The 22,996-nt window shown below is 66.2% G+C and carries 25 protein-coding genes; 11 read left to right on the top strand and 14 right to left on the bottom strand.

The window, feature by feature from the left end; genetic code table 11:
- Positions 1–26: 26 nt before the first annotated feature.
- Both J7024_RS27740 and argA read right to left on the bottom strand, forming a co-directional pair.
- Entirely contained in the window at positions 27–302 is a 276-nt protein-coding gene (locus J7024_RS27740) for an oxidative damage protection protein (RefSeq protein WP_096508624.1), read from the bottom strand.
- A 51-nt stretch (positions 303–353) separates the two neighbouring features.
- On the bottom strand, positions 354–1,733 hold the full coding sequence (gene argA, locus J7024_RS27745; RefSeq protein ID WP_124829420.1) for an amino-acid N-acetyltransferase: 1,380 nt from the start codon (positions 1,731–1,733) through the stop codon (positions 354–356).
- 23 nt (positions 1,734–1,756) lie between these two features.
- Between argA and hrpA the strand changes: the two genes are divergently transcribed.
- The 5 genes from hrpA (at position 1,757) to J7024_RS27770 (ending at position 9,843) form a co-directional block, all read left to right on the top strand.
- Positions 1,757–5,959, top strand: a complete 4,203-nt coding sequence (gene hrpA, locus J7024_RS27750) for an ATP-dependent RNA helicase HrpA (RefSeq protein WP_234745626.1) — start codon at positions 1,757–1,759, stop codon at positions 5,957–5,959.
- A gap of 144 nt (positions 5,960–6,103) precedes the next feature.
- The gene (locus J7024_RS27755; protein WP_124829418.1) at positions 6,104–7,093 is read left to right on the top strand and encodes a YVTN family beta-propeller repeat protein; all 990 of its coding nucleotides are present in this window, start codon (positions 6,104–6,106) and stop codon (positions 7,091–7,093) included.
- A 16-nt stretch (positions 7,094–7,109) separates the two neighbouring features.
- A complete protein-coding gene (locus tag J7024_RS27760) occupies positions 7,110–8,084 on the top strand; it encodes a sterol desaturase family protein (RefSeq protein ID WP_124829417.1) in 975 nt (324 codons plus the stop codon).
- Positions 8,085–8,203: 119 nt separating this feature from the next.
- Positions 8,204–9,031 carry an EI24 domain-containing protein gene (locus J7024_RS27765; RefSeq protein WP_124829416.1) on the top strand — a complete coding sequence of 276 codons (828 nt, stop codon included), beginning with the start codon at positions 8,204–8,206 and terminating at the stop codon, positions 9,029–9,031.
- Entirely contained in the window at positions 9,028–9,843 is an 816-nt protein-coding gene (locus tag J7024_RS27770; protein WP_124829415.1) for a competence/damage-inducible protein A, read from the top strand. The genes J7024_RS27765 and J7024_RS27770 overlap by 4 nt, the downstream gene beginning before the upstream one ends.
- Positions 9,844–9,968: 125 nt before the next feature.
- Here the strand turns inward: J7024_RS27770 and J7024_RS27775 are convergent, their stop codons facing one another.
- Positions 9,969–10,433 carry a rhodanese-like domain-containing protein gene (locus J7024_RS27775; protein ID WP_098555464.1) on the bottom strand — a complete coding sequence of 155 codons (465 nt, stop codon included), beginning with the start codon at positions 10,431–10,433 and terminating at the stop codon, positions 9,969–9,971.
- Between the two features lie 406 nt (positions 10,434–10,839).
- Here J7024_RS27775 and glnA point away from each other — a divergent pair, with 406 nt between their 5' ends.
- The 4 genes from glnA to J7024_RS27795 all read left to right on the top strand — a co-directional run bounded on the left by glnA (position 10,840) and on the right by J7024_RS27795 (position 17,336).
- Entirely contained in the window at positions 10,840–12,255 is a 1,416-nt protein-coding gene (gene glnA, locus J7024_RS27780; RefSeq protein WP_124829413.1) for a type I glutamate--ammonia ligase, read from the top strand.
- A 161-nt stretch (positions 12,256–12,416) separates the two neighbouring features.
- Positions 12,417–13,559, top strand: a complete 1,143-nt coding sequence (gene glnL / locus J7024_RS27785) for a nitrogen regulation protein NR(II) (protein ID WP_175720780.1) — start codon at positions 12,417–12,419, stop codon at positions 13,557–13,559.
- 43 nt (positions 13,560–13,602) lie between these two features.
- Positions 13,603–15,129 carry a nitrogen regulation protein NR(I) gene (ntrC, locus tag J7024_RS27790; RefSeq protein WP_175770089.1) on the top strand — a complete coding sequence of 509 codons (1,527 nt, stop codon included), beginning with the start codon at positions 13,603–13,605 and terminating at the stop codon, positions 15,127–15,129.
- 80 nt (positions 15,130–15,209) lie between these two features.
- Positions 15,210–17,336, top strand: a complete 2,127-nt coding sequence (locus J7024_RS27795) for a prolyl oligopeptidase family serine peptidase (RefSeq protein WP_124829411.1) — start codon at positions 15,210–15,212, stop codon at positions 17,334–17,336.
- A 25-nt stretch (positions 17,337–17,361) separates the two neighbouring features.
- Here J7024_RS27795 and xth read toward each other — a convergent pair whose 3' ends face one another.
- Together xth and J7024_RS27805 are read right to left on the bottom strand one after the other, a co-directional pair.
- Positions 17,362–18,138, bottom strand: a complete 777-nt coding sequence (gene xth, locus J7024_RS27800) for an exodeoxyribonuclease III (protein WP_124829410.1) — start codon at positions 18,136–18,138, stop codon at positions 17,362–17,364.
- Positions 18,139–18,198: 60 nt separating this feature from the next.
- On the bottom strand, positions 18,199–18,663 hold the full coding sequence (locus tag J7024_RS27805) for a hypothetical protein (protein ID WP_234745627.1): 465 nt from the start codon (positions 18,661–18,663) through the stop codon (positions 18,199–18,201).
- 102 nt (positions 18,664–18,765) lie between these two features.
- Between J7024_RS27805 and J7024_RS27810 the strand changes: the two genes are divergently transcribed.
- Together J7024_RS27810 and J7024_RS27815 are read left to right on the top strand one after the other, a co-directional pair.
- A complete protein-coding gene (locus J7024_RS27810; RefSeq protein WP_234745628.1) occupies positions 18,766–19,062 on the top strand; it encodes a hypothetical protein in 297 nt (98 codons plus the stop codon).
- Between the two features lie 11 nt (positions 19,063–19,073).
- Positions 19,074–19,457: a hypothetical protein gene (locus tag J7024_RS27815; RefSeq protein WP_234745629.1), complete on the top strand. Its 384-nt coding sequence runs from the start codon at positions 19,074–19,076 to the stop codon at positions 19,455–19,457.
- A 37-nt stretch (positions 19,458–19,494) separates the two neighbouring features.
- Here the strand turns inward: J7024_RS27815 and J7024_RS27820 are convergent, their stop codons facing one another.
- The 9 genes from J7024_RS27820 to J7024_RS27860 form a co-directional block, all read right to left on the bottom strand.
- Positions 19,495–19,689 carry a hypothetical protein gene (locus J7024_RS27820; RefSeq protein ID WP_234745630.1) on the bottom strand — a complete coding sequence of 65 codons (195 nt, stop codon included), beginning with the start codon at positions 19,687–19,689 and terminating at the stop codon, positions 19,495–19,497.
- Between the two features lie 23 nt (positions 19,690–19,712).
- A complete protein-coding gene (locus tag J7024_RS27825; RefSeq protein WP_234745631.1) occupies positions 19,713–19,940 on the bottom strand; it encodes a hypothetical protein in 228 nt (75 codons plus the stop codon).
- Positions 19,937–20,182 (bottom strand): hypothetical protein, encoded by a 246-nt coding sequence (locus J7024_RS27830; protein WP_234745632.1) that lies wholly within the window; start codon positions 20,180–20,182, stop codon positions 19,937–19,939. Before J7024_RS27830 ends, J7024_RS27825 begins: the two co-directional genes overlap by 4 nt.
- On the bottom strand, positions 20,148–20,639 hold the full coding sequence (locus J7024_RS27835; RefSeq protein WP_234745633.1) for a hypothetical protein: 492 nt from the start codon (positions 20,637–20,639) through the stop codon (positions 20,148–20,150). The genes J7024_RS27830 and J7024_RS27835 overlap by 35 nt, the downstream gene beginning before the upstream one ends.
- Complete coding sequence (locus tag J7024_RS27840; protein WP_234745634.1) at positions 20,636–20,833, bottom strand: hypothetical protein; 198 nt, start codon at positions 20,831–20,833, stop codon at positions 20,636–20,638. The genes J7024_RS27835 and J7024_RS27840 overlap by 4 nt, the downstream gene beginning before the upstream one ends.
- Positions 20,830–21,045, bottom strand: a complete 216-nt coding sequence (locus J7024_RS27845; protein ID WP_234745635.1) for a hypothetical protein — start codon at positions 21,043–21,045, stop codon at positions 20,830–20,832. The genes J7024_RS27840 and J7024_RS27845 overlap by 4 nt, the downstream gene beginning before the upstream one ends.
- 144 nt (positions 21,046–21,189) lie before the next feature.
- Complete coding sequence (locus tag J7024_RS27850) at positions 21,190–21,423, bottom strand: hypothetical protein (RefSeq protein ID WP_234745636.1); 234 nt, start codon at positions 21,421–21,423, stop codon at positions 21,190–21,192.
- A complete protein-coding gene (locus J7024_RS27855; protein WP_234745637.1) occupies positions 21,392–21,742 on the bottom strand; it encodes a hypothetical protein in 351 nt (116 codons plus the stop codon). Before J7024_RS27855 ends, J7024_RS27850 begins: the two co-directional genes overlap by 32 nt.
- Complete coding sequence (locus J7024_RS27860; RefSeq protein WP_234745638.1) at positions 21,742–22,803, bottom strand: hypothetical protein; 1,062 nt, start codon at positions 22,801–22,803, stop codon at positions 21,742–21,744. The genes J7024_RS27855 and J7024_RS27860 overlap by 1 nt, the downstream gene beginning before the upstream one ends.
- Between the last annotated feature and the right edge of the window lie 193 nt (positions 22,804–22,996).

Raw genomic sequence — 22,996 nt, forward strand, 5'->3', positions numbered from 1 at the left:
GGCCGGCCATCGCGATTCGCGGGTGCTCAGCCTTCGGTCGGCGGCACGTAGCCGGACGCCTGGTCCGCGCCGTCGCCGAAGAAGTACTTCTCGGTCTGCTTCATCAGGTACTGGCGCGCGCGCGGGTCGGCCATGTTCAGGCGGTTCTCGTTGATCAGCATCGTCTGCTGCTTGAGCCAGCCTTGCCATGCTTCCTTCGACACGCTTTCATAGATGCGCTTGCCGAGTTCGCCCGGCAGCGGCGGGAAATCGAGCGCTTCAGCTTCCTTGCCGAGCTTCGCGCATTGGATCATTCGAGCCATCGTGTACTTCTCCTGTAATCGGTGTCTGGGGGAGGGCAGTCGTGCCTGCGCTCAGAGCTGTTTCATCAGCACGAGCGACTTGCGCTGCCAGTTATAGAGTTTGCGGCGGTCTTCCGGCAGGTCGTCGACGCTGACCTTGACGAAGCCGCGCTTGAGGAACCAGTGCTCGGTGCGCGTCGTGAGCACGAAGATGTGCGTGAGGCCGCGCGCACGGGCGCGCTGCTCGATACGCTTGAGCAGGCGTTCGCCGTCGCCGGAGCCTTGCGCTTCCGGCGCGACCGTCAGGCACGCCATCTCGCCGATCTTTTCCTGCTGGTACGGATACAGCGCCGCGCAGCCGAACAGCACGCCATCGTGCTCGATCACCGAGAAGTGGTCGATGTCGCGTTCGATCTGGTGGCGACCGCGTCGCACCAGCGTGCCGTCGGATTCGAGCGGCTCGATCAGCGACAGGATGCCGCCGACGTCGTCCGGCGTCGCTTCGCGCAGGCTCTCGAGGTTCTCGTACGAGATCATCGTGCCGACGCCGTCGTGCAGGAACAGTTCGAGCAGCATGCTGCCGTCGAGCGACTGCGGAATCAGGTGGGCCCGGGTCACGCCGCCGCGGCATGCGCGGATCGAGTGCTTCAGGAAGAACGCGTCGTCGCCCTGGACGTTGCCGGAATCGAGCAGCTCCGCGGCCGCATCCAGCGACATTTCGCGGACCAGCACGCCCTCGTCGTCGACGATGCCGGGCGCTTCGGTCAGGAAGATGATCTTGTCGGCGCGCAGCGCGATCGCGGCGGCCGATGCGACGTCTTCCATCGACAGGTTGAATGCTTCACCGGTCGGCGAGAAACCGAGCGGCGACAGCAGCACGAGCTTGCGGCTCGCGAGCGAATGACGGATCGACTCGGCGTCGATCTTGCGCACGATGCCCGTGTGCGCGAAGTCGACCCCGTCGAGAATCCCCACCGGCCGCGCGGTCACGAAGTTGCCGGACACGACGCTGATGTGCGCGTGCGCCATCGGCGAGTTCGGCAGACCCTGGCTGATCGCGGCCTCGATGTCGAGACGCACTTCGCCGGCCGCCTCCTTCGCGGATTCGAGCGCGCGCGCATCGGTGATGCGCAGCCCGTGCGAAAACTCGGATTCGACACCATGCAGGCTCAACTGCTCCTCGACCTGCGGCCGCGAGCCGTGCACGAGCACGATCTGGATGCCCATCGCCTGCAGCAGCGCGATGTCGGACACGAGCGCGTTCAGCAGCCCCTGCTGCACCACTTCGCCGCCGAACCCCACGACGAACGTGCTGTTGCGGAACTTGTGGATATAGGGCGCGACGGAGCGCATCCAGTCGACGAACTGCGCGTGGCTGGCGGCCGAATCGTCGGCGGCCTGCGACGTCGCGGTGTCGGTCTGGGCGGGAGGGAGGTCGGTTTGGGAATTCATGGGCGGGATTATAATGCGCCCCCATGTCGAATGTACCTAAAAGTCCCGCGCCGACGCGGGCCAAAGCGCCGTCGGCGAACCACCCGGATGGTGCGGCCGATGCGCGCCCGCAGCAGGGCCAGCCGCCTCGCCAGCAGCAACAGCAGGCCGGCCAGCCGCCGCGCGGGCCGCGCGGCGACGAACGGCGCGGCGAGCCGGGCCAGCGAGCCCGGCCGGCTGCTAAGGGCGCCCCCCAGGCGACCGGCGAGCGCGCACCGCGCCGCGAGCGTGCGCCGCGCGCCGCCGTCGCACCGAACCCCGTTCCGCCGATCACATATCCCGAAAGCCTGCCCGTGTCGGGCAAGCGCGACGAAATCGCGCGCGCGATCGCCGGTCATCAGGTTGTCATCGTTTGCGGCGAAACGGGTTCCGGCAAGACCACCCAGTTGCCGAAGATCTGTCTCGATCTCGGCCGCGGCCTCGGCGCCGGCGGCAAGGGGCTGATCGGCCACACGCAGCCGCGGCGCCTGGCCGCGTCGTCGACCGGCCGCCGCATCGCCGAGGAGCTCGGCACGCCGTTCGGCGAGGTAGTCGGCTACAAAGTGCGCTTTACCGACAATCTCGCCCCGGGCGCGTCCGTCAAGCTGATGACGGACGGGATCCTGCTCGCCGAGACGCAGACCGATCCGCTGCTGAAGGCGTACGACACGCTGATCATCGACGAGGCGCACGAGCGCAGCCTGAACATCGACTTCCTGCTCGGCTACCTGAAGGAAATCCTGCCGAGGCGGCCGGACCTGAAGCTGATCGTCACGTCCGCGACGATCGACGCCGACCGCTTCGCGCGCCATTTCGGCACCGACGAGCGCCCGGCGCCCGTGATCGAGGTGAGCGGGCGGCTGTATCCGGTCGAGATGCGCTACCGGCCGGTGGCCGAGGATCGCCCGGCCGTGAAGAACGCCGAAGGCACCGGCGGCCGCGACCGCGTGAAGACCGCGCGCGAGGCGGAGCGCGACCTGATGGACGCGATCGTCGACGCGGTCGACGAGCTGTGCCGCGAAGGCCCCGGCGACGTGCTGGTGTTCCTGCCCGGCGAGCGCGAGATCCGCGAAGCGGCCGAGGCGCTGCGCAAGCACCACCCGCCGCATACCGAGATCCTGCCGCTCTTCGCGCGGCTGTCGGCGGCCGACCAGGACAAGGTGTTCAAGGCATCGAACGCGCGCCGGATCGTGCTTGCGACCAACGTGGCCGAAACGTCGCTGACGGTGCCGGGCATCCGCTACGTCGTCGACACCGGTCTCGCGCGCGTGAAGCGCTATTCGTACCGCAACAAGGTCGAGCAACTGCAGGTCGAGTCGATCTCTCAGGCCGCCGCGAACCAGCGCGCGGGCCGCTGCGGCCGGGTGGCCGACGGCGTGTGCATCCGTCTGTACGAGGAAAGCGACTACCAGGCGCGTGCGCGCTTCACCGATCCGGAAATCCTGCGCTCGTCGCTCGCGTCGGTGATCCTGCGAATGAAGTCGCTGCACCTGACGGCGATCGAATCGTTCCCGTTCCTCGAGCCGCCGCCCGGTCGCGCGATCGCGGACGGTTACCAGTTGCTCAACGAACTCGGCGCGGTCGACGACGACAACGCGCTGACGCCGCTCGGCCGCGAGCTCGCGCGGCTGCCGCTCGATCCGCGCGTCGGCCGGATGATCCTAGCCGCGCGCGACCAGCAGTCGCTGCGCGAGGTGCTGATCATCGCGAGCGCGCTGTCCGTGCAGGATCCGCGCGATCGCCCGATCGAGGCGCAGGAGCAGGCCGACCAGGCGCATCGCCGGTTCGCCGACGAGCGCTCCGAATTCCTGCAATGGCTGAAGATCTGGGTGTGGTTCGAAGACGCCGTTGCGCACAAGAAATCGAATCGCCAGCTCGTCGACGCGTGCCGGCAGAATTTCCTGTCGCACCTGCGGCTGCGCGAATGGCGCGACGTCCATTCGCAACTGCTGACGGTCGTGCGCGAGCACGGCTGGCGCCTCAACGAGGCCGAGGCAACCTATGAGCAGGTGCATCTGGCCCTGTTGACCGGCCTGCTCGGCAACCTCGGCATGAAGGCCGACGACGATCCGCATTACCTCGGCGCGCGCGGGATCAAGTTCTACCTGTGGCCGGGCTCCGCACTTGCGAAGAAGGCCGGCCGCTGGGTGATGGCGGCCGAACTCGTCGAGACGAGCCGGCTGTACGCGCGCTGCCTCGCGAAGATCGAGCCGGAGTGGGTCGAGAAGATCGGCGCGCACCTGCTGAAGAAGTCGCTGTCCGAGCCGCACTGGGAGAAGCGTCCCGCGCAGGTCAGCGCGTTCGAGCGCGCGACGCTGTACGGACTGCCGATCTACCACCGCCGGCGTGTCGCGTTCGGCAAGCAGGATCCGGCGCGCGCGCGCGAGCTGTTCATCCGCGGCGCGCTCGTCGAAGGCGAATTCGACACGAAGCTGCCGTTCTTCGCGCACAACCGCAAGCTGCTCGCCGACATCGAGCAGCTCGAGCACAAGTCGCGCCGGCAGGACGTGCTGGTCGACGACGAGCTGATCTACGCGTACTACGACCAGGCGATTCCGGAGGGCATCCATACGGGCGCGGCGTTCGAGCGCTGGTATCGCGACGAGGTAAGGCAGGGCGGCCAGCGGGAAGACGGGCAGCGCCTGCTGTACCTGTCGCGCGACGACCTGATGCGTCACGAGGCGGCCGGCGTGACGACCGAGCTGTTCCCGAAGCGAGCGACGATGGCCGGCGTCGAGATGGCGCTCACCTACCACTTCGAGCCGGGTACGCCGCGCGACGGCGTGACGCTCGCGGTGCCGCTCTACGCGCTGAACCAGGTCGACGCGCGCCGCTGCGAATGGCTCGTGCCGGGGATGCTGAAGGAGAAGGTGCAGCTGCTGCTGAAGTCGCTGCCGCAGAAGCTGCGCCGGCACTGCGTGCCGCTGCCCGAGTACGCGGCCGGCTTCGTCGAGCGGATGGGCCGCGAGCGCTTCGGCGCGGGCGGTCTCGTCGAGGCGCTGATCGGCGACGTGCGTGCACAGACGCAGGTGATGATGAAGACGGCCGACTTCAAGCTCGAGACGCTGCCCGCGCATCTGTTCATGAACTTCAAGGTGATCGACGAGCACGGCCGCCAGCTCGCGATGGGGCGCAACCTCGCGCAACTGCGCCAGGAGCTCGGCGCGCAGGCGCAGCAGCAGTTCCAGAAGATCGCGGCGGCGTCGACGATCTCCCCGGGTGGTGAAACCGATACGGGCGACGCACCGGCCTCCGCTGCGGGGCAGGCACCGACGGTTCCGGCACCGAAGGGCGGCAGGGCGGGCAAGGGCGCCGTGCCGCAGACGGCCGCGCCGGCGGAAGCGGGCGCGACGGCCCTGTATGAAAACTTGACGACATGGAGCTTCGGCAAGCTTCCCGAGTTGCTGGAGATCCGTCGGCGCGGCCAGACGCTGTACGGCTACCCGGCGCTCGTCGATCGCGGGACGCACTGCGACGTCGAGGTGTTCGACTCGCCCGAGGAGGCCGCGCGGATTCACCGGGCCGGCCTGCGGCGCCTGTTCGCGCTGCAACTGAAGGAGCCGATCAAGTTTCTCGAGAAGAACCTGCCGGGGCTGCGCGAGATGGCGATGCAGTACATGTCGCTCGGCACGCAGGACGAACTGCGCGACCAGCTGATCGACACGGCGCTCGACCGTGCGTGCCTGCAGGATCCGTTGCCCGACGACGACGCGAGCTTCCACGCGCGCCGCGACGAGGGCCGCAGCCGCCTGAACCTGCTTGCGCAGGAGATCGCGCGGCTCGTCGGGCAGATCCTGGCCGAATACGCGGGTCTTGCGAAGAAGCTCGCACAGGCGAAACCGTTCGCGCAGGCCCACGCCGATATCCAGCAGCAACTCGCGGCGCTGGTCGGCAAGCGCTTCGTGATCGACACCCCTTACGTGCAGCTTGCGCACTTTCCGCGCTACCTGAAGGGTATCGCGCTGCGGATCGACAAGCTGAAGGCCGATCCGGCGCGCGACGCGAAGCAGTCCACCGAGCTGCTGCCGCTCGTTCAGCAGTACCAGCGCGCGGTGTCGCAGCGCGGCGGCGTGGCGGATTCGCGGCTCGCGGAATTCCGCTGGCTGCTCGAGGAACTGCGAATTTCGTTATTTGCGCAGGAACTGCGCACGCCGATGCCTGTCTCTGTCAAGCGTCTGCACAAGGTCTGGGAGTCGATGCAGCGCTAGTGCAACAGCGGTTTTCCGGACCCGCACCCGCCTCCGGCTGCGGCCGGCGCGGCGTGCGTCGAAGTGGCGCAACGCCGGTTCCCGTCAACCGGCGGGGCCGGTCGAACGTTTTACAATGACAGTTGTTCCACGACGTGAGTCTTCATGCGCACTTTCCTTTCTTTCGGCCGCACGCTCGCGCTGGCCGCCGCCGTACTGGCGCCCGCCGCACACGCGAATAACGTGATCGTCCTCAACTCGGCCGAAGCGACGCTTTCCCTGATCGATCAGCAGACCCGCCAGGTCGTCTCCACGATGCCAACCGGCAAGGAGCCGCACCACCTGATGATTACGCCCGACAATTCGTCGCTGATCGTTGCAAATTCGGTCTCGAACAGCCTGATGTTCCTCGATCCGAAGACGGGCAAGCTGCAGCGCACCGTCGAGGGGATCGACGATCCGTACCAGCTCGGCTTCTCGCCCGACCGCAAGTGGTTCGCGGCGGCCGGGCTGCGGCTCGACCGCGTCGACATCTACAGCTACGACGGCCGCGACCTGCACCTCGCGAAGCGCGTGCCGCTCGAAGTCATGCCGAGCCACCTCGCGTTCACGAAGGACAGCAAGACGCTGCTCGTGTCCCTGCAGGTGTCCGGCGAGATCGCGGCGATCGATCTGCCGACGCAGACGGTCAAGTGGAAGATGAAGGTCGGCAAGGTGCCGGCGGGCCTGTGGCTCACGCCGGACGACAAGTACCTGCTGGTCGGGATGACCGGTTCGGATTACGTCGCGGTGGTCGACTGGCGTAACCAGAAGGTCGTCAAGCAGATCGTGACGGGCAAGGGTGCGCACAACTTCCGTTCGCTCGCCGACGGCACGCACGTCGCGGTCACGAACCGGGTCGCGAACACGATCAGCATCATCGACGAGAACACGCTCACCAACGTCGGCGACATCACCGGCCTGCTGCCGGGGCCGGACGACATGGAGCTGTCCGCCGACAAGAAGACGCTGTGGGTGACGTTCCGCTTCGCGAAGAAGGTCGGTATCATCGACCTGCCGTCGCGCAAGCTGGTGCAGACGATCTCCGTCGGCCGCTCGCCGCACGGGATCTACTTCTACGACCGCGCGCCGTGGAAGGCTGCGAACGGCGCGTGACGGACGGAGGCGAACGATGCTGCACCTGATCGATGCATTCGTGTCGAATATCCAGACCTGGCTGTACGTCGACGTCGTGCAGCCCCTCCTCTTCAAGTTCAACCTGATGGACTATGACGAGGACACCTACGACGCACTGTACTGGGTCATCATCGGCGCGCTGCAGATGGTGCTGATGTTCGCGCTGCTGCGCCCACTCGAGGCGCTCGCGCCCGTCGAGCGCTGGAAGAACCGCCGCGCGGTGCGGGTCGACGTGATCTACACGGCGATCTCCAAGCTCGGCATCTTCACGCTGTTCTTCTTCTTCGCGCTGCAGCCGGTGTTCGACAACTTCCAGGCGTGGCTGCGCCTGCATGGCGTCGCGAACTTCAACCTCGACTATCTGTGGCCGGGCGTCACGTCGAAGCCGATCGTCTCGTTCGCGATCTACCTCGTCGTGCTCGACTTCGCCGGCTACTGGTATCACCGCTGGCAGCACAAGTTCGGCATCTGGTGGGAACTGCACGCCGTGCATCACAGCCAGCGGCAGATGTCGCTGTGGTGCGACGATCGCAACCACCTGCTCGACGACGTGATCCAGTCGTGCTTCTTCGCGGCGATCGCGCTCGTGATCGGCGTGACGCCGTCGCAGTTCGTCGTGCTGACCGCGTTCACCAACTTCCTGCAGAGCATCCAGCATACGAATGCGCGGCTGTCGTTCGGCCGGCTCGGCGAGCGGCTGCTCGTGAGTCCGATCTTTCACCGGCGCCACCACGCCGTCGGCTACGGCCACGAAGGCACCAAATACGGCTGCAACTTCGGCGTGCTGTTCCCGTGGTGGGACATGATGTTCGGCACCGCGTCGTGGAACCGCACGGTCGAGCCGACCGGCATCCGCGAGCAGGTCGAAGGCGTGTCCTACGGCGAAGGCTTCTGGGCGCAGCACGGCCTCGCGTTCGTGCGCATCTTCCGGCGTCTCTTTCCGGCGAAGCGCGGCGCGGCATCGGCCTGATCCGGTCTTTCCCCGTTGAACGGCGTTCCCACACGGCCCGCATGTGCTTTGGCGCATGCGGGCCGTGTGGTTTATCCTTTCCCCGTTTTTCTTCGTCAATACAGGCACCAAAGGCTCGCATGAACGACTTGCTGCGCTCCCTTGTCCGGGCGCTCGTCAGCGCGCTGCACCCGCGCATGCTGTGGCTCACCCTGATGCCGTTCGTCGTGTCGGCGCTGCTATGGGGCGTCGTGTTGTGGTTCTCGTGGCAGACCCTGATCGACGCCGCGCGCGGCGCGCTCGACGGCTTCGTGCTGACGGCCGCGCTGTACCGCGCATTCGACGCGATCGGGATGTCGCAGCTGCATGCGGTCATCGCGCCGTTCGTCGTCGTGTCGCTGGCGATTCCGCTGATCGTGCTGACCGTGCTGCTGCTGATTGCGACGATTTCGATGCCGGTCGTGATCAAGCATCTGTCGAGCCGGCAGTTCGCCGCGCTCGAGACGAAGCGCGGCGGGACGTTCTTCGGCAGCGTGTTCAATTCGCTCGGTGCGGCGATCGTCGGCGTCGTGCTGCTCGTCGTCACGATCCCGCTGTGGCTGATTCCGCCGTTCTTCGCGCTATTGCCGCCCGTGATCTGGGGCTGGCTCACGTACCGCGTGATGACCTACGACGCGCTCGCGCAGCACGCGAGCCGCGACGAGCGCCGCACACTCGTGCGGCAGCATCGTTGGCCGCTGATCGGCATCGGCGTCGCGACCGGACTGCTCGGCACCGTTCCGACCTTCGTGTGGGTCTCGTCGGTCTGGATGATGGTGCTGTTCCCGTTCGTCGCGGCGGCCATGATCTGGGTATACGCTTTCATCCTCGTCTTCTCGGCGCTGTGGTTCGGGCACTATTGCCTGCGCGCGCTGGAAGACCTGCGCGCGAGCTCGCGCGCCACCGCAATCGACATGGGGCAGGCATGAGCATCGGCATCATCATCATCGGCGACGAAATCCTCTCGGGCCGCCGGCAGGACAAGCATCTGGCGAAGGTCATCGAGCTGCTCGGCGCGCGCGGCCTCGCGCTCGACTGGGCCGAATACGTCGGCGACGATCCGGCGCGCATCACCGCGACGCTGGCGCGCGCGATCGCATCCGGCGACATCGTGTTCTCGACGGGCGGGATCGGCGCGACGCCGGACGACCACACGCGCCAGTGTGCCGCCGCCGCGCTCGGTGTGCCGCTCGAGCTGCATCCGGAAGCGAAGGTGCTGATCTCGGAGCGCATCCGCGAGACGCACACCGATCCGGCCACGCCGGTCAACTTCGATTCACCGGAGAACCAGCACCGCTTCAACATGGGCGTGTTCCCGGTGGGTGCTGCGATCATCCCGAACGGGTACAACCGGATTCCCGGCTTCTCGGTCGGCAATCTGCACTTCGTGCCGGGCTTTCCGGTGATGGCGTGGCCGATGATCGAATGGGTGCTCGACACGAAGTACCGGCATCTGCATCACGCGAGCCCGCACGCGGAGCGCTCGCTGTACGTGTTCGAACTGCCGGAATCGACGCTCACCCCGCTGATGGAAAGGGTCGAGCGCGACTTCCCCGGCGTGCGTGTGTTCAGTCTGCCGAGCGTGGGCGACGCCGAGCGCGGCGGGATCTACGCGCGCCGGCATATCGACCTCGGCGTGAAGGGCGAGCCGGAGGCGGTCGCGGCCGCGTTCGTGAAGCTGCGCGAAGGCGTCCACCTGCTCGGCGGCGACATCGTCGAGCCGGACGCGCCGCGGGCCTGAGCGGCCGCCGATCCGGCCGCTCCCGGCCGCTCAAAAGGCACGGGCCGCGCAACGCGGCCCGTCATCGGGGTGTCATCGCCCGGCTTGACGATGTCGCAGTCGGGCGCGGCGGACGGCAGGCGCGCTCAGGCGCCGATCCACGGCAGTTTCCGGAAGCACCAGCCGTCGACGGTCTTGCGATGGCCTTCGGCATCCTTCGCGCCTTCGAAGCCTTCGAGCAGGTCGAGCGCCTTCGTGAAGCCGGCCTGCGCGGAGGCGACCGCGGCGAGCTTCGAGCGCGCGGCGCTGCGGCACAGGAACAGCACGGGCGCGTCGGGTGCGATGGCTGCCTTCAGTTCGTTGACGAATTCGGCGTTCGGCACGCCGCCCGGGTAGCGCGTCCATTCGATGTGCAGGTACTGGCCGTCGCCCACGAGCGGGCGGCCGATCCAGTCGAGCTCGGCGCGGGTGCGCACGTCGACGAGGCGGGCCGACGGGTCGAGCTGCAGCAGTTCGAATGCCTCGACCGGCAGCAGGGCGCCGGCATAGTTGAGCGAGCCCTGGGTGCGGCGTTCTTCGGCCTTGGCGTAAAGCTGGTCGAGCGTACTCATGGCAGGAGGTCTCCGTATCGGTCAAACGAGCATTCTAGCGCGCTGCCGCTGCATGGATGTCCGGGCGCCGTGCGGGGCATGCACCGCCCACGCGCTCACCAAAAGAGTGCAGAATGGCATATGTGCACCAGAACGATTCCATTCCGTCGGTGCGTTGCGGCGATTGCACCATTACGGTGCGATCTGTCGGCGGGTGCCGCGGTGCGTGGCCCCGGAATTGCGCAGCCGGGCCCCGCTACGGCGCGGGCCGGCGCGATTCTCGCCGATTCGGCGCAGCGCTGGCATGGAAGCTGCTATATAGAATTCGGTCGACCCGGAGCGCGCTGCGCCAAAGCCAGACTCCGGGCAGCTCGATAAACGAGGCGGTTCCCAGTCCGCCGGAATTGTTCAATCAGGAGAAGAGGTTATGAGTAAAACCGTCGCCGACGTCATGCAGCTCGTGAAGGACGAGGACGTCAAGTTTGTCGATTTCCGCTTCACGGATACGCGCGGCAAGGAACAGCACGTGTCGGTGCCGGTTTCGGCGTTTGACGAAGACAAGTTCGAGAGCGGTCATGCATTCGACGGTTCGTCGATCGCTGGCTGGAAGGGTATCGAGGCGTCGGACATGCTGCTCATGCCGGACCCGAACGCTGCCTTCATCGACCCGTTCTATGAAGAGTCGACCCTGGTGCTGACCTGCGACGTGGTCGAGCCGGCCGACGGCAAGGGCTACGAGCGCGACCCGCGTTCGCTCGCGAAGCGCGCTGAAGCGTACCTGAAGAGCACGGGCATCGGCGACACCGCCTACTTCGGTCCGGAACCGGAATTCTTCATTTTCGACTCGGTCCAGTGGAACACGGACATGTCGGGCTGCTTCGTGAAGATCAACTCGGAAGAAGCGCCGTGGTCGTCGGGCAAGGAATTCGAAGGCGGCAACACGGGCCACCGTCCGGGCACGAAGGGCGGCTATTTCCCGGTCGCGCCGGTCGACACGTTCCAGGACATGCGTTCGGAAATGTGCCTGCTGCTCGAACAGCTCGGCATCCCGGTCGAAGTGCACCACCACGAAGTGGCGGGCCAGGGCCAGAACGAAATCGGCACGAAGTTCTCGACGCTGGTCGAGCGCGCCGACTGGACGCAATGGTCGAAGTACATCATCCATAACGTCGCGCACTCGTACGGCAAGACGGCGACGTTCATGCCGAAGCCGGTCGTCGGCGACAACGGTTCGGGCATGCACGTTCACCAGTCGATCTGGAAGGACGGCCAGAACCTGTTCGCGGGCAACGGCTACGCCGGCCTGTCGGAACTGGCGCTGTTCTACATCGGCGGCATCATCAAGCACGCTCGCGCGCTGAACGCGATCACGAACCCGACGACGAACTCGTACAAGCGTCTGGTCCCGCACTTCGAAGCACCGGTCAAGCTGGCTTACTCGGCACGCAACCGTTCGGCATCGATCCGCATTCCGCACGTGTCGAACCCGAAGGGCCGCCGTATCGAAACGCGCTTCCCGGATCCGATGGCGAACCCGTACCTGTTGTTCTCGGCACTGATGATGGCGGGTCTGGACGGGATCCAGAACAAGATCCATCCGGGCGAAGCAGCGGACAAGAACCTGTACGACCTGCCGCCGGAAGAGGATGCAAAGATCCCGACCGTCTGCGCGGGCCTCGACCAGGCACTGGAAGCACTCGACAAGGATCGCGAGTTCCTGACGCGCGGTGGCGTGTTCACCGACGGCATGCTCGACGCATACCTGGGGCTGAAGGAGCAGGAGCTGGCGAAGTTCCGCATGACGACGCACCCGATCGAGTTCGAGATGTACTACTCGCTGTAATCGGCGATGGCGCTTCGATTCAGCGCCGTCATGCCGGTTCGTTCCCGTCGCGCGGCCTGCGGCGGGAACCGCGGAGTCTGAAAGGGGACGGCGTCCAGCCGTCCCCTTTTTGTTCCGGGCATTTTCATTTTTCCGACTCGGTGAGGCGCGACGACAGCACGATGGCTCTGAAGAATCTGATCAAGGCGAAGACGGGGCAGCCCGAGCGACTGACGGAAGACGAGCGGCTCATGCACTCGGGCCTGCTTGCGGGGCTGGAAGCACTGCCGACGGTCGTGATCGTGCTCGACCGCAAGACGCTGCGGGTTGTGTTCGCGAACCCGTCCGCGGAGGCGATGCTCGACCTCTCGCGCCGGCAGCTCGCGCAGCGGCCGTGGGGCGAGATTTTTCCGAACGCGAACGAACTCGCGTCGACGATCACCGCGATCGGCGAGGAGCGCTTTCACGCGACGCATCTCGACACGGTGCTCGACCGGCCCGGCCACGAGGCGCTGCACGTGCATGCGATCGTCGGCTTCCTCGAGACCGCGCCCGATTTCGTGCTCGTCGAGCTGTTCGAGAACGAACGGCAGTCGCGCACCGATCGCGAGGAGCGCATCCACGACCTGACCGCGGTCAACAAGCAACTGATTCGCAACCTCGCGCACGAGATCAAGAACCCGCTCGGCGGCATTCGCGGCGCAGCCCAGCTGCTCGAATTCGAACTGAGCGAGCGGGAGCGCGGCGAGTTGCGCGAATACACGCAGGTGATCATCAAGGAGTCCGACCGCCTGCAGACGCTCGTCGACCGGTTGCTGGAGCCGCATCGGCATCCGCACATCGTCGGCGATGTGAACATTCACGAAGTGTGCGAACGCGTTCGCGCGGTGATGCTCGCGGAATTTCCGCGCGGGCTCACGATCGAGCGCGACTACGACGTGAGCGTGCCGGACCTGCGCGGCGACAAGGAGCAACTGATCCAGGCGCTGCTGAACATCGTACGCAATGCCGCGCAGGCGCTGCGCGAGCGGATCGCGCAGGGCGACGCGAAGATCGAGTTGCGCACGCGCGTCGCGCGCAAGGTGACGATCGCGAAGCGCCTGTACAAGCTGGCACTGGACTTGCACGTGGTCGACAACGGGCCAGGCATTCCGGAAGAGATCCGCGACCGGATCTTCTATCCGCTCGTGTCCGGCCGCGACGACGGCAGTGGCCTCGGCCTCACGCTCGCGCAGACCTTCGTGCAGCAGCACGACGGAATGATCGAGGTCGAGAGCCGGCCCGGACGTACCGAGTTTCAGATTCTGCTGCCGCTCGACCATTGAGCGGCAGTGCGATTTACCGGATTCACCAATATCTGACCGACCTATGAAGCCGATCTGGATAGTAGACGACGACCAATCGATCCGCTGGGTGCTTGAAAAGGCGCTCGCCCGGGACAGCTTCGCGACGAAGAGCTTCGCGAACGTGCGCGATGCGCTGGCCGCACTCGATCACGAGACGCCGCAGGTGCTCGTGTCCGACATCCGGATGCCGGGCGGCTCCGGCCTCGAGCTGCTGCAGGCGATGCACGAGCGCTTGCCGGGTCTGCCCGTCATCATCATGACGGCGTTCTCCGACCTCGACAGCGCCGTCGCGGCGTTCCAGGGCGGCGCGTTCGAATATCTCGCGAAGCCGTTCGACGTCGACAAGGCCGTCGAGCTGATTCGGCGCGCGGTCGAGGAAAGCCTGCGCGGCGGCGCGCCGCAGGACGAGCGTGTCGCCGAGGCGCCCGAAATGCTCGGCCAGGCGCCCGCGATGCAGGACATGTTCCGCGCGATCGGTCGCCTGTCGCATTCGGCCGCGACCGTGCTGATCACTGGCGAATCGGGCACCGGCAAGGAGCTCGTCGCGCGTGCGTTGCACCGTCACAGCCCGCGAGCGAACGGCCCGTTCATCGCGCTGAACACCGCGGCGATTCCGAAGGATTTGCTCGAATCCGAATTGTTCGGCCATGAGCGCGGCGCGTTCACCGGCGCGCAGACGACACGCCAGGGCCGCTTCGAGCAGGCCGAGAACGGCACGCTGTTCCTCGACGAAATCGGCGACATGCCGTTCGACCTGCAGACGCGTCTGTTGCGCGTGCTGTCGGACGGCCAGTTCTATCGCGTCGGCGGCCACAACCCGCTGCGCGCGAACGTGCGTGTGATCGCCGCGACGCACCAGAATCTCGAGGCGCGCGTGCGCCAGGGGCTGTTCCGCGAAGACCTTTACCACCGGCTCAACGTGATCCGGCTGCGGTTGCCGCCGCTGCGCGAACGCAGCGAGGACATCGCGCTGCTCACGCGCCACTTCCTGCAGAAGAGTGCGAGGGATCTCGGCGTCGAGCCGAAGCGCGTGTCCGACGAGGCGCTCGCGTACCTGACGTCGCTGGCGTTTCCCGGCAACGTGCGGCAGCTCGAGAACCTCGCGAACTGGCTGACCGTGATGGCGCCCGCGCAGACGGTCGAGATCAAGGACTTGCCGCCCGATCTCGTGCCGGCTGGCGCGCCGGTGGCCGCAACAGCCGACGGCGCGGATACGCACGGCGGCAGCGCCGTCGCCGCCGGCGACGTGGCGCACACACAGCCGGCACTCGGTGCCGCACCGCTGACGACTGCGCTCGTCGCGGCCGTACCGAACGGCGCACCGGCCGGCTATCCGATGTGGGAGAACGGCCTGCGTACCGAAGTCGCCCGGCTATTGCGCGAGAATTCGGGCGGCGTGATGGACGAACTCGCGCGCCGCTTCGAGGCGGCCGTGATCCGCGAGGCGCTCGACTTCACGCGTGGCCGCAAGGTCGAGGCGGCGGAGCGGCTCGGCATCGGTCGCAACACGATCACGCGCAAGATCCAGGAACTCCACCTGGAGCCGTAAGCACCGCGCGCGGCATGCGCGGACATCGCGCATGCCGCGATCGGACATAATCTCGGTTTGCCGTCACGTGCGCTTCCGTCATGTCCGATTCCTTCCGCTGGCCCGCCGGGGCCGATCCGTTCCGTTTTCTCGAAGCACTCGACAGCAAGCGCGCCCGCGCGTGGGTCGACGAGCAGAATGCGCGCACGCGTGTCGCGCTGCGCGACGACGATGCGTATCGCGCGCTTGCCGCGCGGCTCGCACAAGCGTATCTGCCGCGCGAACGCCCGGTAATCCCGACTCGCTGGCGCGACTGGGCGTATGACCTGTGGCAGGACGATCTCCATCCCAAAGGACTGTGGCGCCGCGCGCGCTGGGACGACTGGCGCGCCGGCCGGCCCGACTGGGAAACGCTGCTCGACGTCGATGCACTCGGCGCGCAGGAGGGCGAGTCGTGGGTGTTCGAGCAGGACACGATCCTGTATCCGGACGGCGACCGGGCGCTGTTGTCGCTGTCGCCGGGTGGCGCCGACGCGGTCGTCGTGCGCGAGTTCGATCTCGTGCGGCGCCGCTTCGTCGACGGCGGTTTCACGATCGACGCACCGGGGCATCACACGGTCGGCTGGATCGACCGCGATACCGTCTACGTAAGCTGGGATCGCGGCGCAGCGCATGCGACCGCGGCCGGCTATCCGTACGAAGCGCGACGCTGGGTGCGCGGCACGCCGCTCGAGGATGCGCCCGTCGTGTTTCGCGGCGAACCCGACGACATCAGCGCGGGCGCGTGGTTCGATCCGATCGACGGCCGCCACGTCGCTTGGCGCAGCGTGGACTTCTTCGATGCGCATTCGTACTGGCTGACCGACGCCGGCGAATGGGCGCGCTACGACGTGCCGACGCATGTCGAGGTCGGTTTCTGGGAAGGCTGGCTGGTGCTGGAGCCGCGGCTCGACTGGGACTGCGGCGGCGTGCATCACGCGGGCGGCTCGCTGCTCGCGATCCGCGAGCAGGCGTTCCTGGCCGGGTCGCGCGAATTCACGACGCTGTTCGAGCCGCGACCGTCGACGTCCGCGTGCACGTGGACGCACACGCGCACCATGCTGATCGCGAGCTGGCTTGACGACGTGCACAACCGCACGATGCTTTGGCAGCCGGCGCAGCGCGACGATGGCGCATGGGCGTGGAACGCGCGGCCGTTCGACTGGCCGGGCGACGCGCAGATCGATGTCGAGCCGGTCGAGTCGACGCTGAACGACGAAGTGTATGTGGACGCTGACACCTGCGTCGATCCGCCCGAATGCTGGCTCGCCGATCTGGCCGATCTGGCGGCCGACGCGCCGTCGCGCCGCGTGCTGCTCGACCGTCCGCCGGTGCGCTTCGATGCGGCGGGACTCGTCGTGCGCCGCGCGAACGCGCGCTCGCGCGACGGCACGATCGTCCCGTACACGCTGATCGGCCCGCGTGATGCACTGGATGCGCTCGATGCACCGGATCGCCCCGATGGCACGCCCCGCGTTGCGCGGCCGTGCCTGCTGTCAGGCTATGGCGGCTTCGCGATTCCGAACCTGGCGGGTTATAGCGATGCGCTGGGTATCGCATGGCTCGAACGCGGCGGTGTCGCGGCGTTCGCGCACATCCGCGGCGGCGGCGAATTCGGGCCGGGCTGGCACGTCGACGCGCAGCGCGAGCGTCGGCAGCATTCGTTCGACGACTTCATCGCGGTGGCCGAGGATCTGATCCGCACCGGCGTGACGACGGCCGCGCAGCTCGGGATCGAGGGCGGGAGCAATGGCGGGCTGCTGGTCGGCGCGTGCATGGTGCAGCGCCCGGAACTGTTCGGCGCGGTATTGTGCCGCGTGCCGCTGCTCGACATGCGGCGCTACCCGAAGCTGCACGCGGGTGCTGCGTGGCTCGACGAGTACGGCGATCCGGACGATCCGCGCGAAGGCGCGGCGCTCGCCGCCTATTCACCGTATCACCGCGTGAGCGAAGGCGTCGTGTATCCGCCGCTGCTGCTCACGACGTCCACGCGCGACGATCGCGTGCATCCCGCGCATGCGCGCAAGATGGCCGCGCGCATGCATGCGCTGGGTCACGAACGGGTGTGGTACTGGGAGAACACCGACGGCGGCCACGGCAGCGCCGACGATCTGGAGCGTGCCGAATCCGATGCGGCGGAATTCGGCTTCCTGTGGGCCCATCTCGGGCCCGCGCCCGTACGCGGTTGAGCGTGGGCGCGAGCGGGTGGGGCGCTTAGCCGACGATCGCGACGACGGGTGTGTGGTCGGACGGCTGTTCCCACGTGCGCGGCACGCGGTCGACCTCGCACGACGTGCAGGTTTCCGCAAGCGCTGGCGACAGCAGGATGTGGTCGATGCGCAACCCCGCGTTGCGGCGGAACGCGAACATCCTGTAGTCCCACCACGTGAAGGTCTTCTCGGGCTGCTCGAAGCGGCGGAACACATCGACGAAGCCGAGCTCGATCAGTTTCGCGAAGTGCGCGCGCTCCTGCGGCGACACGAGATTCTGGCCTTCCCATTTCGCCGGGTCGTGCACGTCGCGATCTTCGGGGGCGATGTTGAAGTCGCCGAGCAGCGCGAGTTTCGGATGGCGTTGCATCTCGGCGCTCAGCCATGCGTGCAGCGCCTCGAGCCACTGCATCTTGTAGACGAACTTGTCGGAGTCGGGCGCCTGGCCGTTCGGGAAATACGCGGACACGATGCGCACGCCGTCGACCGTCACCGCGACGACCCGCTGCTGCGGGTCCTCGAAACCGGGGATGTTGCGCACGACGTCCGATTCGTCGACGGCGAGCGTGTCGCGCACGATGATCGCGACGCCGTTGTAGGTCTTCTGACCCGTGAACCAGCTGCGGTAGCCGGCCGCTTCCAGATCGGCGCGCGGGTATTTCTCGTCCGGCAGCTTCAGTTCCTGCAGGCACAGCACATCGGTTCCGCTTTGCGCGAGCCAGTCGAGCACGTGCTGCTTGCGGACGTTGAGCGAGTTGACGTTCCAGGTGGCGATTTTAATCAATGACGTAAGCCTTTGATTTTATGGTGTTTTGTGTTGGTTTCGTGTTCGCGTTATGCATCAGGATATACAGTTTCGGGCGTGGCGGTCCGTTACCCCGAACTCGCGCGCCACATCTGCCACGCTTGCCCCGGCCCAATAGCGGTATCGCATCCAGTCGTCGCGCTCCAGGCGGGCCGAAGGCGAGCGGGGCCGAATGTCCATCTTCCTGCCTCCCAATGCGGTCTGCAGGGCGTCGGCTGCGCCGTCACCGATGGCGCGGCGAATCCAGTGACAGCTCTTGATCGTGCGCGGGATCGACAGCCATCCGGTAGATACGCCGCGACGGTGGGCTTTACGAAGCAGCGTGAACAGGCCAATACCGATCACGTCCGCAATTTCCCGCGCATTTGGCGACAGGTCGCGGCCCACGCGCGCCAACACACCGATGCGTGACCACTTGATAGATGGCATCGGCATAAGCACCCCTGCATCAATGGCTTCGCCAAGTGTCATGTCTTCGGGTAAGTCGGAGAGTCGCTGCATGGCCGTCCAATGCATAGTTCACTGGACAACAGTGTACGACAACGGTCGTCCGTGCGCAACAAAATGCTTTTAAATCAAACACTTATTCATGGATATGAATAAGTGACGCAACCAATCCGACAAGCTCGCCAGCGCGCCGCGCTCGCTGCCGCCCTGCTCGACGTGCTGCGGTCGTTTGGCGCGGCCTACCTGGGCCACAAGCGGTTCGGCGCACGTGCAGATGAACTGGTGTTGCTCGCTGCCGTGTTCGTCGGCCAGGCGGAAGGGAAGCTGATGGGCGCGTCGAAATTGGCGGACTACGCGGGCCTGCCACGGCCAACGGTCATCAGGAAGCTGCGCGGCGCTGGCCAGGCGCGGGGCTGCAGCGCGGAAGATATGATGGGCGAACAACGGAAATAGGAGAACTGTTGATGCCCGCTGATCCGACCGTTTTGGAGGAAGCACGTGTACTGGTCGCGAAGGCCGGCATGGCGGACTTTGTGCCAACCAGCGCGGTGCCCGTCAGTACAGGCGGAAGCCCCGTAGCCATTGCCATGATTGACCCAGTGGTGCGGAGTCCCGGCACGCTAAATTTCGACACGCCCGACCCCGACAGGCCAGGCGTCGTGCGTAGCGCCAGCATCTTGGATGCGCTGCGCGCCGGCACGCCACTACCGCCATTACTGCTATTCCAGCGAACGGGTGAACTTCGCTATGAATTGCTCGAAGGATTCCATCGTTTCCACTTGTTCGCAGCGCTGGGATACACCCATGTACCAGCCAACGTGACGAACTGGAAGCTGGGCGAATACTAGACTGACGGTCGGGGCACGCAATACGCGTCGCGCTTGCTCACGCCGCCACTAGGCTGCGCAGCGGCGGCAGGTTCGTCGCCAATGCGCGGTACAAATCGTCCGCCAGGCGTTCGCGCGCCGCGTCGTCAATCGGCTGTCCTGCATCCGGTTCGAGCGCGTCAGCCGCTTCGTGAGCCAGCGCGCGCGAAATGTTCTGCAGTCGCGTGTGGGCGAGGTATTCGTTATTGCTCATGTGCGTATGTGTAGTCAGGTTGTTTAAACGTTGGTGCTGCCATCGGCTTGGCTTGCCGGATTGGGTTCACCGGCCGCACGCATCGCTGCTGCCGCGAGCGCCAGCGCATCAGCACGCCGCCGCTCATGCGTCTCGCTGGGCATGCGCGGGCCTAGGATGCGCTCGACCAGCGCGTCCCAGTCAGGCCCATCAGGATCGCGCCGCGTAATCTCGCGGCCAGCCGGCGCGTGCACGCTGAATTTCTGGTTCATCGTGCCGCCGACACTTCGAGTGCGATCGCCCGATCGCGCAGCTTCAGGCATTCGGCCTCCAGGTCGGCCCGACCTTCGCGGTTAAGCGCGAAGTGCGCCGCCGTCAGTGCATCAGCCGCACGCTTCAGTTCGGCCAGGGCGCCATGGTCGCCGGCCGCCGCCGGCACCAGGTGCTTTGCGGCGTGCTGGACGGCCGCCAGCACGGCATCAGTCGTCTTGCTCATCTTCGGTTCCTTCATCATCAGGAGTGTTGATTTCCGAGTTTGCCGCATGCGTCAGTCCCAAAACGATTTCCTCGCGCAGCACGTCCTTGAAACGGCGCTCGTTCGTCTCGCCGATCAGTTGCAGGACGGCACGCCCCGGAATGTTGAGCATGGTCTGCTTGATGATCGTGTAACGGTTCGACCACGCCTGCTCGAATTCGCGGATCAAGGCCACTTCGCCGCGTTCCCTCGCCAACGCCAGCTCGGCGCGCGTCGCTTCGGCGGCCAGCTTGCGCGTGCGCTCGCGTACCAGGGCCGAACCGGTGCCGGCCGCTTCCTCCAGCAGCGCCTGGAAGCTCGGCCCCAGCTCGTACTGGTTGACGCCTACGCGCTCAAGCGTGCCTTGCTCGGCCAATTGGCGGATGCGGCGCGTGGAAACTTTCACCAGCGCGGCAAGCTCAACATCGCTCACAATGGTTTCAGGCGTAATGCTCATCGTTCGCCCCGCGCCCGTCGCGCCTGCTCGATCAGGCTGCCGTTGATATCGCCGCGTACTGCGCCCTTCGGCATCGAGCGTTTGCGCTTGCCGTTCAGCTTGCGCTTGCCGGCTGGCTTTTGCGGCACGGCCGGTGCAGGTGCAGGGGCAGCTTCGGCACGGCGTTTAAACAATCGAACCAGGAGCGCCTTCATTCGTCGTCGCTCCCCGTCAGTCGCGCCTGCTGCAGGCCGATTGCCGCGTTGTCCAGTTCGACAGCCAGGCGTCGCAGGCTAACTTGCGCCTGCCGGACAATCGCGCTGTCGGGCCGCGCGACGCTCAACATTTCGCCGTGCGCCAGCAGCGCGCGGGCAATCGTCGCGCATGTGCTCGACGCCGATTGAATTGAATTTTGCGGTGTGCTCATTCTCATATGTGTTAGGACTACATAATGCTGGCGTATTCCCGGCCCGCCAGCAGGCGAGTGAGGCAACCCCGATGCTCAACACGGACGGGGTCAGGCCGTGCCCACGCTCATCGGATCGCGCGTCGTGAGCTGCGCGTCCGCGTATTAACCCGCGCGGCCCGGTTGGAAATTGGTTTGCTGCGCGTCCAGGCCGGCCTTCAGCAGCGCGTTTGCAGCTTGGTTCATCGAAAATCGAACGCCGATCTTGTCGGCCTGCTCGGCCTGCCAGGCTGCGATGCGCTCGATGGTCGGTTGCTCGATTGCGAGCGTGATCGTTTGTCGTTTCGGTCGTTGCGTGCTCATCTGCTCACCAGGTAGTCGCGTAGTTAGTTCGGCCACGGCCGGCTGCTGCAGCGTCTGCGCTCTGCCGCTGCTGCCAGACCGCGACGTGCGCAGAAATCATTTTCTTTGCGCGCGCGCGCTGCGCGTCCGTCAGCATCGGCCAGCCCGACTTCAGCCAGTCATCGGCCTTGTCCAGAAAGAACGAGCCGCGCGCGGTATGCAGCATCAGGCGATCGCCGGGCCACTCCGGATCGTTACTGGCGCGCTCGTACACGCTCGCGCCGCCAATGATGGTCTGCAGCTCCAGCGGCGGCTCATCGCTGACCTGCGCGGCAGCCTTCCGGCCACCGAACAGGTTAAGGATGGCGGTCAGCATCACGCAGCCACTTCCCAGTACGCAGCCGCATCGGGAACCGCCGGGATCATCGACGCGAAGCACGTGACTTCGATATCACCCACCAGGTTCGTGCGCTTCGCGACGATGCGCAGGTCGCTCCAGATCACGACGGCCGAACGTCCGAACGCGCCCACGAACGTCTTTGCGTGCGAACTGGTCAATTCGGCATCGATGCCTTGCACGGCCAGCGTGCCGTCCTGGCGAACCGTCGCGCCAGCGCCTGCCGTACCGACCAGGGCGCGCAGGTTGCCGAACTCCAGATTACGGGCAGCGGCAGCGCCCAGCGAGAACGGGGCCGGCGTCGTGGCATCAATCGCGTCCAGCAGAATCGAATCGGCCAGTTGGCCCAAGCCGCGCAGCACCGATTCCGTCAACTGGCGCCGCAGGAACTCGCCACCAGTGACGGCGCGGTTGTTCGCCCGCGAAATCGTCGTCGTGAATGCATACGACGGCGCAGTCGGCCACGAAACGTTCGCGACGTGCATCGGGATGGCCTGCGATGCGGAGTCGGCGCCATCTGCCACCAGCTGGAACGGCGCGGGGTCCGTGACAGTCACGGCGCCGGCATCTTCCTTGAAGCCGTACAGCGTGTCCGTCCGCTGGCCGTCGATCAGCTTCAGCGTGTCGCGGGGCGTAGCGATCACGATGCGAGCACCCGCAGCGGCGCATCGGCTGTTCGCTTCGATCACGGCACGCGGATCGAGGTGAACAGTCTCACCGGCGGGGCGCTGCGTAAGCGAGTGAATGCCGTTTCCTACCGGGCTGCCGTCCGCGATCAGGTCCATCAGCGAAATCTCGCCAGCGGCGGCAGCAGCTTGACGGATGACGGGACCGGTATCGAACCCCGGCGCAACATGCATCGTTGCGCCCATGGCGCGTTCGGCTGAGTCCAGAATCGAATTCAGCGGGTTGTCAACGATGGCGCGACCTTCTGCGCCACGGCCACGCGTGCCGGCGAAGGCGCGTTCGAATGCGTCGCGGATTTCGCTGTCGCTGAGGTGCGGCATCGGGCGGCTTTCGGGGATCAGGTTTTCGTCCATGTGGTCGGGTGTCCGGTTAGTCATCAACTATCGGTAAGGTGATTTGATAGTCTAGATTCTACTCGCGCAACCGGAAGTTTACAAGCATTTTTGCGGAAAAATCCCTTATTTTTCAATGCGTTAAGCGCGATGATGCGGCGTGATGATGCGTGATCCAGCGTTGTCGTGTGCGTGCAACAGCGGGCCGAACTGG

The organism is Burkholderia sp. WTPI3 (genome assembly GCF_021483755.1).
GTDB lineage: Bacteria > Pseudomonadota > Gammaproteobacteria > Burkholderiales > Burkholderiaceae > Burkholderia.

Excerpts from the sequence above, each read along its gene's own strand:
- J7024_RS27845 (WP_234745635.1), bottom strand. The coding sequence starts at position 21,045 with ATGAGCACACCGCAAAATTCAATTCAATCGGCGTCGAGCACATGCGCG.
- J7024_RS27775 (WP_098555464.1), bottom strand. The coding sequence starts at position 10,433 with ATGAGTACGCTCGACCAGCTTTACGCCAAGGCCGAAGAACGCCGCACC.
- J7024_RS27805 (WP_234745627.1), bottom strand. The coding sequence starts at position 18,663 with ATGCAGCGACTCTCCGACTTACCCGAAGACATGACACTTGGCGAAGCC.
- J7024_RS27755 (WP_124829418.1), top strand. The coding sequence starts at position 6,104 with ATGCGCACTTTCCTTTCTTTCGGCCGCACGCTCGCGCTGGCCGCCGCC.
- J7024_RS27820 (WP_234745630.1), bottom strand. The coding sequence starts at position 19,689 with ATGAGCAATAACGAATACCTCGCCCACACGCGACTGCAGAACATTTCG.
- hrpA (WP_234745626.1), top strand. The coding sequence starts at position 1,757 with ATGTCGAATGTACCTAAAAGTCCCGCGCCGACGCGGGCCAAAGCGCCG.
- J7024_RS27840 (WP_234745634.1), bottom strand. The coding sequence starts at position 20,833 with ATGAAGGCGCTCCTGGTTCGATTGTTTAAACGCCGTGCCGAAGCTGCC.
- glnL (WP_175720780.1), top strand. The coding sequence starts at position 12,417 with ATGGCTCTGAAGAATCTGATCAAGGCGAAGACGGGGCAGCCCGAGCGA.
- J7024_RS27760 (WP_124829417.1), top strand. The coding sequence starts at position 7,110 with ATGCTGCACCTGATCGATGCATTCGTGTCGAATATCCAGACCTGGCTG.
- J7024_RS27855 (WP_234745637.1), bottom strand. The coding sequence starts at position 21,742 with ATGCTGACCGCCATCCTTAACCTGTTCGGTGGCCGGAAGGCTGCCGCG.
- J7024_RS27830 (WP_234745632.1), bottom strand. The coding sequence starts at position 20,182 with ATGATGAAGGAACCGAAGATGAGCAAGACGACTGATGCCGTGCTGGCG.
- J7024_RS27765 (WP_124829416.1), top strand. The coding sequence starts at position 8,204 with ATGAACGACTTGCTGCGCTCCCTTGTCCGGGCGCTCGTCAGCGCGCTG.
- J7024_RS27770 (WP_124829415.1), top strand. The coding sequence starts at position 9,028 with ATGAGCATCGGCATCATCATCATCGGCGACGAAATCCTCTCGGGCCGC.
- J7024_RS27860 (WP_234745638.1), bottom strand. The coding sequence starts at position 22,803 with ATGGACGAAAACCTGATCCCCGAAAGCCGCCCGATGCCGCACCTCAGC.
- J7024_RS27815 (WP_234745629.1), top strand. The coding sequence starts at position 19,074 with ATGCCCGCTGATCCGACCGTTTTGGAGGAAGCACGTGTACTGGTCGCG.
- ntrC (WP_175770089.1), top strand. The coding sequence starts at position 13,603 with ATGAAGCCGATCTGGATAGTAGACGACGACCAATCGATCCGCTGGGTG.
- glnA (WP_124829413.1), top strand. The coding sequence starts at position 10,840 with ATGAGTAAAACCGTCGCCGACGTCATGCAGCTCGTGAAGGACGAGGAC.
- J7024_RS27795 (WP_124829411.1), top strand. The coding sequence starts at position 15,210 with ATGTCCGATTCCTTCCGCTGGCCCGCCGGGGCCGATCCGTTCCGTTTT.
- J7024_RS27835 (WP_234745633.1), bottom strand. The coding sequence starts at position 20,639 with ATGAGCATTACGCCTGAAACCATTGTGAGCGATGTTGAGCTTGCCGCG.
- J7024_RS27825 (WP_234745631.1), bottom strand. The coding sequence starts at position 19,940 with ATGAACCAGAAATTCAGCGTGCACGCGCCGGCTGGCCGCGAGATTACG.
- argA (WP_124829420.1), bottom strand. The coding sequence starts at position 1,733 with ATGAATTCCCAAACCGACCTCCCTCCCGCCCAGACCGACACCGCGACG.
- J7024_RS27740 (WP_096508624.1), bottom strand. The coding sequence starts at position 302 with ATGGCTCGAATGATCCAATGCGCGAAGCTCGGCAAGGAAGCTGAAGCG.